General features: G+C 68.6%; 8 protein-coding genes and 1 tRNA gene. 7 read left to right on the top strand and 2 right to left on the bottom strand.

The features are described from left to right. Window positions 1-128 precede the first annotated feature (128 nt). Window positions 129-2153: an FAD/NAD(P)-binding protein gene (locus QI450_RS01090; protein WP_226773722.1), complete on the bottom strand. Its 2025-nt coding sequence runs from the start codon at window positions 2151-2153 to the stop codon at window positions 129-131. Window positions 2154-2285: 132 nt separating this feature from the next. Here QI450_RS01090 and QI450_RS01085 point away from each other — a divergent pair, with 132 nt between their 5' ends. From QI450_RS01085 to QI450_RS01070, 4 genes are all read left to right on the top strand, one after another. Next, complete coding sequence (locus tag QI450_RS01085) at window positions 2286-4526, top strand: prolyl oligopeptidase family serine peptidase (protein ID WP_226773721.1); 2241 nt, start codon at window positions 2286-2288, stop codon at window positions 4524-4526. 85 nt (window positions 4527-4611) lie between these two features. Then, a tRNA-Ser gene (locus tag QI450_RS01080) sits at window positions 4612-4699 on the top strand. Window positions 4700-4848: 149 nt separating this feature from the next. Beyond that, window positions 4849-6561, top strand: a complete 1713-nt coding sequence (locus tag QI450_RS01075; protein WP_226773720.1) for an NAD(P)/FAD-dependent oxidoreductase — start codon at window positions 4849-4851, stop codon at window positions 6559-6561. Continuing rightward, entirely contained in the window at window positions 6558-8063 is a 1506-nt protein-coding gene (locus QI450_RS01070; RefSeq protein WP_226773719.1) for an MFS transporter, read from the top strand. Before QI450_RS01075 ends, QI450_RS01070 begins: the two co-directional genes overlap by 4 nt. On the opposite strand, the gene QI450_RS01065 is transcribed toward QI450_RS01070, so the two are convergent. Next, window positions 8008-10197: a RecQ family ATP-dependent DNA helicase gene (locus QI450_RS01065; RefSeq protein ID WP_226773718.1), complete on the bottom strand. Its 2190-nt coding sequence runs from the start codon at window positions 10195-10197 to the stop codon at window positions 8008-8010. The two genes, QI450_RS01070 and QI450_RS01065, sit on opposite strands and share 56 nt — an antisense overlap. A 149-nt stretch (window positions 10198-10346) precedes the next feature. On the opposite strand from QI450_RS01065, the gene QI450_RS01060 reads away from it, so the two are divergent. Genes QI450_RS01060 through QI450_RS01050 form a run of 3 tightly spaced genes read left to right on the top strand, consistent with a single transcriptional unit; the run spans window position 10347 to window position 12734 of the window. Continuing rightward, window positions 10347-11765 carry a phosphomannomutase/phosphoglucomutase gene (locus QI450_RS01060; protein WP_226773717.1) on the top strand — a complete coding sequence of 473 codons (1419 nt, stop codon included), beginning with the start codon at window positions 10347-10349 and terminating at the stop codon, window positions 11763-11765. Between the two features lie 4 nt (window positions 11766-11769). Beyond that, entirely contained in the window at window positions 11770-12264 is a 495-nt protein-coding gene (locus QI450_RS01055) for a hypothetical protein (protein ID WP_226773716.1), read from the top strand. A 20-nt stretch (window positions 12265-12284) separates the two neighbouring features. Further along, on the top strand, window positions 12285-12734 hold the full coding sequence (locus QI450_RS01050; protein ID WP_226773715.1) for an Rrf2 family transcriptional regulator: 450 nt from the start codon (window positions 12285-12287) through the stop codon (window positions 12732-12734). Window positions 12735-12774 lie beyond the last annotated feature (40 nt).

Below are 12774 nucleotides of genomic sequence, written 5' to 3'. Positions count from 1 at the left end.
TGAGCATGCCCTCCCCCGGGCTGCAGCGCTGGACATATAGCCAATATGTCCAGCGCTCAGCACGGACGGAGGGCATGCTCATTTTTTGGCCCACCGGACGGAGGGCATGCTCATTCGGACGGCGCGGGTCAGGACCCCAGGATGGCCCGGGCGATCTCGTCGGCGTCCCGCAGCGTGCGCTGGCCGCTGCGGTAAACGGGCCCGGTTTTCTGCTGCGCTTCGGCCGCGATCGCGGTTCCCCACTGCACGGCGGACAGTTGCAGTCCCAGCACGTACAGGCCGTCGGTCACCGAGCCGTTGGCACCCAGCGGCCGGTACGGATGCGGCACCACGTCCAGCCCCGAGGTCGGCACCGGCGTTCCTTCGACGGTCATCATAAGCCGCGGCCGGACCAACCCTTCGGCCATCAGTTGTTCCAGCAGGGCTGAGACGTTCACCGCGACCTTGTTGGCCGGCGCCAGTGCCTCGATCATGGCGGCGGCTGTCACCACGTCCCCGCCGCCGTCGCCGGTGCCCGGTCCCACCCAGGGCGAGACGGCCGTGAAGGACCCCGCTCGGCGGTCCACCCCGAACTTGGGGTCCGGTCCGACGAACCGGACGACGCCGGCCCGGGCCAGGGCCGCGAGCTGTTCGGCCCGCTGCGCGGGGGGTCCGCTGGCCAGCCCTTCCACAAACGATTCGAACCAGCCGCGGAGTCCCGCGACCCAGGACTCGTCGGTGATTCCGCCGTCCGCGACGGCGCTCTTCAGTACCGCGCGGCCGTGGTGCAGGGCCCCGATGGTCATCTTCACCGGATCATCCTCCGCCAGGGCGGACCGCCGGGCGTCGTCGAGCAGGTAGTCAACGACGGCATTATCGAGTTCGGCCCTGGCGGCGAACGACCTCCCGGCCAGCGGTGCCGCCAGCCCCAGGAGATCCAGCCGGTGGGCCGGGCGGACGTGCACCTCCAGCACGGAGTCCACCTGGTCCTCCCATTTGGCGGCAGAGTGCGCGTGCGGGCGCAGAGCTTCCGCAAGGACCGCCAGGAAGTCGTCAGGGTCCGTCAGGATGGCACCCGGCTGCGAGCGCGCCAGGGTGGAGTAGTAAGCCCAGAGCGCGTCGCGGTGCAGGAGCGGCCAGAAGTCGTGGTCAAAGGCAGGCCGGATTCCCGCTGCCGCGAATTTCGCCAGGGCGCCTTCGGTGCAGTACCTCAGCGTGACGGCGCCGGGGTAGTACCCGGCGAGGGTTGCCTTAGCCCGGTACGGGGTGCCGCGCCGGGACCCGGCGATGATCAGCGGTTCGCGGCCGGAGGGCAGGTATGTCATCCTGCCGTCGCCGCCGGGCAGGAACTGTCCGCCACGGCCTTCGGTCAGCTGACCCATAACGTCGAAGAAGTTCAGGCCCATACCGCGTACCAGGACCGGTTTGGCGGCCGGCACACGGGACCAGTCGACGTCGGCCGGGGCAGCCGGCGGCAGGTAGAGCAGCCCGAGCTCCGCGGCCGCGGCCTGGAGTTCGCGCTGTTCCGGGTTAAGCCGCGATTCGAGGTGGCCGAGAGCCAGCACCACGGAATCAACCGTGAGGACCCTGCCGCTGGCCAGCGCGACGTCGAAGCTGACACGGTTTTCGTCGCCGGCGGCGCTGGCGGCGGCGGCGCTGGCGGCGGCGGCGCTGGCGGCGGCGGCGCTGGCGGCGGCGTGCCGGACGGATGTTGCCCTCGTGCGGTGGAAATCTACTGTGGCCCCGGATGGTAACCGGGTCAGCAGCTCTTGCACCGTCGAGCGCAGGTAGCGCCCGTACAGTGCCCGGCTGGGAAAGTCCGCCGGGCCCAGCGCTGACAGCTCGGCGCGCTCTTCGGCGGTGAGGTCCGGGTGGGGCTGCCTGCGTTGCAGTTCGCGCCACCGGTCAAAAGTGTGACCGGCAAGCGGCTGTGCGAGGTCCGTGTCCTCGGGGATGACTGAAGGGTAAAACGACTGGGTGTTCATCAGGTAGAGCCTGGACTGGCCGGTCTGCCAAACGTGACCCGGCCCCGCGGGATAGGGGTCAATGACGTCAATGTGCAGGGTGGAACCCGGTGCGGCGGCACCCCAGTTGGCCAGCAACCGCTCCAGCACGCTGGTGCCGCGGGGACCGGCGCCAATCACTGCCGTCCGGATGCTCTGCGATATGCCCACGGCATCCAGCGTATCCGTAACCGGCTGGCCGGCCGGACCGTCCCGGTACGTCCGGGCCGGACACCGCCGGGCCGGACACCGCGGAAACGGTGTGACTTGCTACCGGAGCTCCGATGTTGCTTGGATGGGAAAATGACCACCGCTGAAGCTGCTCACCCGCCCGAGTCCGCCCTGCCCACCGACCCCGCCGCGGCGGGCACCGCCCCCGAACCGGTCGACGAGAACATTTGGCTTGAGGAAATCTACGGCGAGGAACAGCTCGCCTGGGTCCGGGAGCAGAACGCCCGCACCGAGGAGTTGCTGGAAGACACGGACTACGCCGAGCTGGAAAACAGCATCCTGGAGGTACTCGACTCCACCGACCGGATCGCCATGGTGGGCAAGCACGGCGAGTGGTACTACAACTTCTGGAAGGACCGGGAGAACCCCAAGGGCGTGTGGCGCCGAACCCGCTGGGAAAGCTATCGCGGCGGATCACCGGAGTGGGACGTCCTGCTGGATGTGGACGCACTGGCCGCCGCCGAAGGTGAGGAGTGGGTGTTCCATGGAGCCGCCTTCCTGCGCCCGGCCGAGGGCGAACCGCACCGGCGGGCGCTGCTCGCGCTGTCCCCCGACGGCGGCGACGCCAACCGCTACCGGGAGTTCGACGTCGGGTCCCGCAGCTTCGTGGACCCGGCGGCCGGCGGCTTTGATCTGCCGACGGCAAAGGGCAACGCTTCCTGGCTGGACGCGGACACCCTGTTGGTCGCCTCCACTGCCGAGGGAATGCCAAAGACCACATCCTCCTACGCCCGGACCGGCGTCAAACTGCGCCGCGGCGAATCCCTGGTCACCGCCGAGCGGGTTTTTGACATCCCCGAGGACCACATGATGGCCCTCGTGGCGCACGACTCGACCCCTGGTTTCGAGCGGACTTTTGCCGTGGACTGGATCAGCTTCTTCGAGAAGACCACCTCGGTGCTGCGCGACGGGCAGTGGGTGCAGTTCGATGTCCCGGCGGACGTAAACCTCAGCACCCACCGCGAATGGCTGCTGTTCCGTCCGCAAACAGACTGGACCATCGGCGCAGCCAGGTATCCGGCCGGGTCCCTCCTCGCAGTGGGGTTCGATGCGTTCCTGGCCGGCAGCCGGGAACTGTCCGTGCTGTTCACCCCTGATGAGCACACCTCGCTGCAGTCGTGGAGCTGGACGCGGGACTTCCTGCTGCTGAACCTGCTCCGCGACGTGTCTTCGGAAATCCGGGTCCTCGATCCGCAGCGGCCCGGGGAGGACTCCGCCTGGGCATCCACCGTGCTGGACGCGTGTCCGCCGTTGCATGACGTCAACGCTTACGCCGTCGACGACGAAGATGAGGACGGCGGCTCGGACGCTTCCGGCGCCGGGAACGACTTTTGGCTGGTGGCTACCGGCTTCACGACGCCGAGCACCCTCACCCGCGGAAGCCTCAAGCGCGGACCCGACGGCGCCGGCGTGCTCAGCACGCACGAGGCTCTGCGGTCCTCGCCGTCGTTCTTCAACGAAGGGGCGTACGAGGTCCAGCAGCACTTTGCGGTCTCCCAGGACGGCACCCGGGTGCCCTATTTCCAGGTGGCATCCAAGGATCTGGTGCTGGACGGCCAGAACCCCACGCAGCTCTCAGGCTACGGCGGCTTCGAAATCTCACGGACTCCGGCCTACAGCGGCACGGTCGGCCGTGCCTGGCTGGAACGCCGCACCGAGGAATCGGCCGGGCACGAGGGGGACGCCCCGCACACCCGCGGCGGCGTCTACGTTGTGGCCAACATCCGCGGCGGCGGCGAATACGGTCCCGCCTGGCACCGCGCTGCCCTGCAGGAGAAGCGGCACCGCGCCTACGAGGACTTCGCGGCCGTGGCGGCGGACCTGATCTCCCGCGGTGTGACCTCCCGCGAGCGGCTCGGCTGCGTGGGCGGATCCAACGGCGGACTGCTGGTGGGAAACATGCTCACGCGGTATCCGGAGCTCTTCGGGGCCGCCTCCTGCGGTGTCCCGCTGCTGGATATGCGCCGCTATACAAAACTGTCCGCCGGCTACTCTTGGATTGCTGAATACGGTGATCCGGACGTTCCGGAGCAGTGGGAATTTATCAAGACGTTTTCCCCGTACCACCTCCTCAAGGACGGGGTGGACTACCCTGAGACGTTCATCTGGACGGCCACCTCGGATGACCGGGTAGGCCCGGTGCAGGCACGGAAGATGGCAGCCCGCATGCAGGCGATGGGCATCCCCAACATCTGGTTCCACGAGGCGCTGGAGGGCGGCCATGCGGGCGCCTCGGACAACCGCCAGGCCGCGGCGCTGCAGAGCCGCAGCCAGCACTTCCTCTGGCGGTCACTGGCCGGCCGCGGGGCCTGAGCCGTTGAGCCGCTGCGACAGTTGTGGCCGTTTTGCACTGCGTGGCCCCTTCTGCGTATCCTTGGTTGGCTAGTTAATAGCATTTGGAGACGTGCCAGAGCGGCCGAATGGGCTTCACTGCTAATGAAGTGTGGGGCACAACTCCACCGGGGGTTCAAATCCCCCCGTCTCCGCGTTTGGCCCCGGTCCTTGGACCGGGGCCTTTTGCGTATCCGAACCCGCCAACCCCCGGTTGCAGGGTCACAGGACCGGTGCCCGGCGCGGCACGTCCGGCTGCCGGACACCTGAGGCCCCGTAGTCGCCCGGATGGCAGGATGGGCCCATGTCGAGCACCCCCAGGTCGAACAGCAGCACGGACAACACCGCGCCGGACGCCAGCGCGTTTGACGCGATCATTGTCGGCGGCGGCCACAATGGCCTGGCCGCGGCTGCGTACCTCGCCAAGGCCGGCAAGGCGGTCCTGTTGCTGGAGAAGCTTGAGCAGCCCGGCGGCGCCGCGGTATCCGCCCGGGCGTTCGAGGGCGTCGACGCCAACCTCTCGCGGTACTCGTACCTGGTGAGCCTGCTCCCGCAGCAAGTCATCGACGACCTTGGGCTGCACATCCGGCTGGCCCGGCGGCGGTATTCGTCCTACACCCCCGACCCCCACGACGGGCGCCGCGCGCTGCTGATCGACAACGCAGATGCGGCGGCCAGCGCTGCATCGTTCACCACTGTCGGGGCGCCGGAGAGCGAATTCCGCGCATTTACCGGCTTCTACGACGATTGCCGACGGCTCACCGGTGCCCTTTGGCCCACGATGACGGCGCCACTGCCGACGCGCTCGGAGGCAAGGGAGCTCGCAGTCCGCGCCGGTGCCCTGGAAGCGTGGGATGCCATCGTTGAACGGCCAATCGGGGAAGCCATCACCCGCTCTCTGCAGCACGAACTGGTCCGTGGTGTGGTGCTGACGGACGCCTTGATCGGCACCTTTGCCCGGGCCTTCGACGAGGACCTGCAGCAAAACATCTGTTTCCTGTACCACCTGGTCGGCGGCGGGACGGGTGACTGGGATGTGCCCGTCGGCGGAATGGGCGCCGTCTCCGGAGAGCTCGAACGCGCCGCCCGCGACGCCGGGGCGACCATTGTGACCTCCGCGGAGGTTACCGCCGTCCGCCCGGGAGGTGTGGTTAACTACCGCCAGCACGGGGCGGAGCATACGGCCGCCGGGTCCTGGATCCTCGCCAATGTGGCCCCGGCGGTCCTGGACCGGCTCAGGACCGGCTGGGCGGCACCGAATACCCCCTCGAACCCGAACCACCTCCGGGAGGGCGCACAGGTCAAGGTGAACCTGCTCCTGAAGCGCCTCCCCCGGCTGTTGGATCCGCAGGTCAGCCCGGCAGCGGCGTTCGGCGGAACCTTCCACGTCAACGAGACCTTCCCGCAGCTCGACGCCGCCTACCGCGCCGCCGCCGCGGGAACCATCCCGGATCCGCTGCCGTGCGAGATCTACTGCCATTCGCTTACCGACCCCAGTATCCTTTCCCCGGAATTGCAAGCATCCGGCGCGCAGACTCTCACGGTATTCGGTCTCCACGTCCCGGACCGGCTGGTTTCGGCAGGCAACAATGACCGGCGTCGGGCCGAACTTCAGGCAGCGGTGCTGAAATCCCTGAACTCTGTCCTGGCCGAGCCCATCGAGGACCTGCTGCTGAGCGGCCCGGACGGTCAGCCCTGCATCGAAACCAAAACCACCCTGGACATTGGACGCGCGCTCGGTATGCCGCGGGGCAACATCTTCCACGGCGGCCTCGACTGGCCCTTCGTGGAGGATAACGCCCCGTTGGACACCCCGGCGAGGCGCTGGGGTGTCGCGACGGACGACGCGCGGATCCTGCTCTGCGGCTCCGGCGCCCGGCGCGGCGGAGCCGTCAGCGCCATCGGCGGGCACAACGCGGCGATGGCTGTACTGGAGGCCGAAAAGCTCGAATCCGGCCGGCGTACTCCGCCCGTGTCCGATGAGGCTGAGGGTGGCGCCGAAGCAGTCCCCGAATGAGTGGGGACCCGCCCGCTGACGCCACGACCCCCCGCGGTCCCGGCAGCACGCCGTCGGACGGCTGGAGCCCCCGGCTGGCCTTGCTCGTCGCCGCGACGTTTTTTATGGAGTTCCTGGACGGCACCGTCCTGACCACGGCGATCCCCAGTATCGCGGCGGACTTCTCGGTGCCGTCCGCTGACGTCAACATCACAATGACCGCCTATCTGATGACCGTGGCGATGGGGATTCCGCTCAGTGCCTGGCTGGCCGAACGCGTCGGCGCGCGCCGTGTTTTCTGCCTGGCCATCGCGACGTTCACGGCGGCCTCCCTCCTGTGCGCACTGAGCCAGGACCTGACGATGCTGACCCTGAGCCGGGTGTTGCAGGGCGCGGGCGGCGCGATGATGGTCCCGGTGGGCACCCTCCTGGTGCTCCGCGGCTCAGCAAAGAAGGATCTGCTTCGCGCCACTGCCTACCTGGTGTGGCCGGGATTGCTGGCACCTGTCCTGGCCCCGCTCGTCGGAGGCGCACTCACAACGTTCCTGTCATGGCACTGGATATTTCTGGTCAACCTCCCGCTGGGCCTCGCGGCACTCCTCACGGCGCTGCGGCTGGTTCCGGCCGTCCCGGGCGACCGTAGCCGACGCCTGGACTGGGTGGGACTGGCGCTTACGACCCTGGGCGTGGGGACCGTCGTGGTGGGCCTGGAGCTGGCCGGCGGCCGCGGTGCCGGCGCCCCGGCGGCCCTCACCTGCACCGCTGGGGCACCGTTGCTCGGTGCTGCCGTCTGGTGGCTGCGGCGGGCCCGGTACCCCTTGTTCGATCTGGTCGTCTTTTCCGCCCGTACATTCCGCGCCACGGCGACCGGCGGTTTTATCTACCGCCTGACGATCAGTGCCGCGCCCTTCCTCTTGCCGCTGATGTTCCAAAACGGCTTCGGCTGGGATCCGCTGCACGCCGGGGTGCTCGTCGCTGCAGTATTCGTGGGCAATATCGGGATCAAACCGGCCACGACCCCGCTGATCCGGCACTTCGGTTTTAAAGCGGTGCTGGTGTTCGCATCCCTGGCCTCGGCCGCCACCTTTACGCTGTGCGCCCTCCTCGACGCCGGCACCCCGGAGCCGCTGATCTTCGCACTGCTCGCGGCCAGCGGAGCCTTCCGGTCCATCGGTTTCTCGGCTTACGCCTCGGTGCAGTACGCCGACGTCCTTCCGGCCCAGATGACATCCGCCAACGCCGTGTCCGCGACCCTCGTGCAGCTCGCTGCGGCGGCCGGGATAGCGATTGGGGCACTGCTGATCCGCACCTTCGAAGCCGGCGGCCCCCTGCCGGGCGGGGCTGGTGCGGCAGCCGCCGCCGGCGATCCGGTGGCAGCCTACCGTGCAGCGTTTTTTGCGATTGCTGCGCTGATGCTCCTGAGCGCACTGGACAGCCTGACGCTGCCCCGCCATGCCGGGGCGGAAGTCAGCCGGCCTGGCCAAGCACCAGCGGAAGTACCGCCCCGGCACCCGCGAGCCTAAGGGCCCTGCCTGCGACGGTCAGGCTCCAGCGGCTGTCAACCAGATCGTCAATCAGCATCACACTCTGGCCCTGGATCCCGGCAAGGGCCGCCTCCAGTTCAGGGCCCACCACAAGCCGGTCCCAGACCCCCGCAAGCCGGTAGGCGCTGTTGCCTCCACGGCCGCCGGTCGGTCCGCCGTGCCCCAGTTGCAGCTGGCCCAGATAGGGGAGCCGGCCGATCTCCGAGATGCCGCGGGCCAGCGAGTCGACCAGCGCGGGCTTGCTGCGGGACGGGATACTGATGATCGCGGCGGGCCGGCCGGCACCACTCCAGCCGGGCGTGCGGGAGTCACCGGCACCCCATTCACGCAGCACCTGAACGCATGCCTGAAGCATGCCGGCGTCCACCGTGCGGTCGGGGGCTCCGGCGGCGAACGCTTCGCGCAGGGCGCCGCCCCAGCCCAGGTCCGTAAGCCTGGCCAGCGCCCGGCCGCTTGCGACGCTTTCTTCGGGTTTTATTTTGCCCTTCACCGGCACGCCCAGCCGGTCCATGCCGCTGGGCCATTGCAGCCGGGGTTCCAGCGGTACACCGGCGCGGCTCAGCGTCTGGCCCGCTGCTTCGGTGGCCGCGGCGGCAATGTCTGCGGGGAACCACTGACCGGCGCAGTTATCGCAGCGGCCGCAGGGGCGGGCTGTCTCGTCGTCGAGGACCGACGTGATGTATTCCATCCGGCAACCGGCGGTGTCCTGGTAGATCACCATCGAGTCCTGTTCGTCCACCCGGGCTTCCGCGATCCGGCCGTAACGCTCGGCATCGTAGGTCCACGGCCGTCCGGTGGCCCGCCAGCCGCCGCCCACACGCTCCACCGCACCGTCAACTGCCAGCACCTTCAACAGCAGCTCCAAAGGGGTCCGGCGCAGGTCCACCCGCGCCTCCAGCGCCACCGTTGACACAGCAGCCCCGGCTTCGGCAAGAGCGGTCAGTACGGCGCCGGCTTTCTCCTCCGAGGGCATGGATGCGGTGGCGAAATACTGCCAGATATCGCGGTCCTCGGAACCGGGGAGCAGCAGCACGTCGGCGTTCGCGGCCCCACGGCCCGCACGGCCGACCTGCTGGTAGTAGGCCACCGGCGAGGACGGCGCGCCGAGGTGCACCACAAACCCGAGATCGGGCTTGTCAAAGCCCATGCCAAGGGCAGAGGTGGCCACGAGCGCCTTGACCTGGTTGTCCTTCAGGAGCTGCTCCGCGCGTTCCCGGTCCGCAGGGTCTGTCCGTCCGGTGTAGGCGAGCACTTCGTGTCCGGCTTCGGCGAGAAGCCGGGCGGTATCCTCGGCAGCGGAGACCGTCAGCGTGTAGATAATTCCACTGCCGGGCAAGTCTGTCAGGTGCGTGAGCAGCCAGCCAAGCCGGTCCCGGGAGTCCCGCAGGCTCAGCACGCCCAGCCGGAGGGAATCACGGCCGAGGGCGCCGCGGATGGTCAGCACACCGGCGCCCAGCTGCTCCTCGATGTCATGAACCACCCGGGAGTTGGCGGTGGCGGTGGTGGCCAGCACCGGGACGGAGTCCGGCAGCTGGGTGATCAGGTCCGCGATACGCCGGTAGTCGGGACGGAAATCGTGGCCCCAGTCAGAGATGCAGTGGGCCTCATCGATGACCAGGAGCCCGGTGCGGCGGATTAGTTCCGGCAGCTGGTTCTCCCGGAACGAGGGATTGGTGAGCCGCTCCGGCGAGACCAGCAGGACATCGACTTCATCCGCCGCGAGCTGTTCACGGACGCTGTCCCAATCCAGCTGGTTGGCGGAGTTAATGGCCACCGCCCGCACACCGGCGCGGGCCGCGGCGGCCACCTGGTCACGCATCAGGGCCAGCAGCGGGGAGACAATCAGCGTGGGCCCGGCGCCGCGGCGCCGGAGCAGCAGTGAGGCAACAAAATACACCGCCGATTTGCCCCAGCCGGTGCGCTGCACCACAAGGGCCCGCCGGCCGCCGTCGACGAGGGCCTCAATCGCCTCAAACTGGCCGTCATGGAACTCCGCAGCCGGGTGGCCGACCAGCTCGCGCAACACCGCCTGGGCCAGTTCCCGGGTTCCGCCGGGCCCGGCGGCAGCATCGGGAGCGGCGGACAGCAGTGCAGCGTTCTGGTTAGTGGCCATTGCTTCAGTATCCCAGCCGCCGCCGAGAGCCGCGAAGACGCAGGGGCCGCTATGTGGACAATCACAGCGTCCGCCGGCAGATCCGCCGCGGACCGACTTCGCCGGCACTCCTCCACAGCGGTGAACGGCTGCAACGTAAGATAAGACGCGTGACTACGGAAAAGACGAAGACTTTTGACCTTTCGGCCTCCTTCAAGGCCTACGACGTGCGCGGCATTGTCGGCGAGTCAATCACCGCGGAGATCGTCGAGGCTGTGGGCGCAGCGTTCGTTGACGTCCTGCAGCTGGAAGGCGAAATGGTCCTGGTCGGCGGCGATATGCGCCCCTCCTCCCCCGAATTCAGCAAGGCCTTCGCCAACGGTGCCGCCCGGCGCGGGGCCAACGTCCAGCTGCTCGACCTGATCTCCACCGATGAGCTCTACTACGCCTGCGGCGCGCTCAATGCAGCCGGCGCCACCTTCACCGCCAGCCACAACCCCGCCGCGTACAACGGCATCAAAATGGCCAAGGCCGGCGCCGAGCCGATCTCCTCCGAATCCGGACTCAAGGAAATCCAGGCCCGCGCCGAGGAATACCTCAACGCCGGTTCGATCCCCGCCGCCGCCGCCCGCGGCCTGATCGGCGTCCATGACGTCCTGAAGGACTACGCCGAGTACCTCCGCAGCCTGGTGGAGCTTGCCGGCAACCGCCCGCTGAAAGTCGTCGTCGATGCCGGCAACGGCATGGCCGGCCTCACCACGCCCGCGGTGCTCGGGGACACCCTGCTGCCCGCGCTCCCCCTCGAAATCATTCCGCTGTACTTCGAGCTCGACGGATCGTTCCCGAACCACCCCGCCAACCCGCTGGAGCCCGAGAACCTGCGTGACCTGCAGGCTGCCGTCCTCGAACACGGGGCAGACATCGGGCTGGCCTTCGACGGCGACGCCGACCGTTGCTTTGTCATCGATGAGAACGGCGAACCGGTCTCGCCGTCCGCGATCACCGGCATGGTGGCCCGCCGCGAAATTGCCCGCGCGCAGGGACTCGGCGAGGAGAACCCCACTGTCATCCATAACCTGCTGACCTCCCGCGCCGTCCCCGAGCTGGTGGCGCGCCACGGCGGCCGGGCAGTGCGCACCCGCGTCGGCCACTCGTTCATCAAGGCCGAGATGGCAGCAGAAGGGGCCGTCTTCGGCGGCGAACACTCCGCGCACTTCTACTTCCGCGACTTCTGGAACGCGGACACCGGCATGCTCGCCGCGATGCATGTCCTCGCGGCCCTCGGGGAGCAGGCCGGCCCGCTGTCCGAGCTCGGCCGCGAGTACGAGCCATACCGGTCCTCCGGCGAGATTAACTCGGAAATCGAAGACAAGGCCGGCGCCGTGGAACGGGTCCGCCACGACTTCCATTCCGAGGACGTCGAGATCGACTACCTCGACGGCAGCACCTTCATTGCCACCGACGGCAGCTACTGGTTCAATCTCCGCCCTTCCAACACCGAGCCTTTCCTCCGCTTGAACGTCGAGGCGACGGACAAGGCCACAATGGAGCGGGTCCGCGACCGCGTCCTGGCACTGGTCCGGGGCTAGGCGCGTGTCGGAACTGCCCTCGGAGACATCTGCCCCCTCCGCTCCTAATTCCTGGCGCGGCACCGTCCCGGAAGCCAGCGCCACCGATCTGGAGAACCTGCTCGGCACCGGGGTCGGTGCCGCCCAGGAGCAGCTTGAGCGCAACGGCGGCTTCCTGCCATTCGCCCTGGTGGTGGAGAACGACGGCGAGGTCCGGCTCGTCGCCGTCACCCCCGCCGACGCAGACGAGGGTACCGACGCCGATTTTGACGCGGACTCGATGATCAGCGACCTCACGGAACTGCTGAGGCAGCACCGGGACGAGTTCCGTGCCGCGGCAATCGTTTGTGACATCACCCTGCTGGAAGAAGCTTCGGACGCCATCCACGTGGCCGCTGAGCATCGTGACGGCTCGCTGTTTGCCGCGGTCCTGCCCTACGCCGCCAACCCTGCGACCCGTGAGCTGGAATTCGGCGAGCTCTCCGCCGACACCAACGAGCCCGTCGTTTGGGTGGACTAGACCGCCGGTAAACTGGTGTTATGAAGATTAACGCCTTCGCGGATGTGAGCCTGCGGGCCATGATGGTGCTCGCCGCGGCTCCCGACGGCGGACTCCTCACCACCCAGAGCGTCGCCGACGCCGTCGCCACGCCGTACAACCATGTCAGTAAGGCGATGGCGAAGCTGCGCGAACTGGGCATGATCGACGTCGAACGCGGCCGGCACGGCGGTGCCCGGCTCAGCAGCGCCGGCCGGACCGCCACCGTCGGGGCGCTCCTGCGCCAGCTGGACACACGCCTTGACCCTGCCGACTGCGTCTCTACCGGCGGAGTGTGCCCGCTGATTAACGAATGCCGCCTCCGCGGCGCCCTCGCACGGGCCCGCGAGGCCTTCTACCTCGAACTTGACGATCTGGTGGTCGCATCGCTGCCCACCTCCCGGCAGATGGCGCCGGTGTTCCAGGTGATTGGCCTGCGCCCGGGCCTCTGAACCCCCGCTTCGCCCGCCCCACCCCAGCACCCAGTCGCCG

This window comes from Arthrobacter sp. EM1 (assembly GCF_029964055.1).
Lineage (GTDB): Bacteria > Actinomycetota > Actinomycetes > Actinomycetales > Micrococcaceae > Arthrobacter.
The sequence above is the reverse complement of the archived record's forward strand: the minus strand, read 5'-3'. Positions and strand labels throughout refer to the sequence as shown.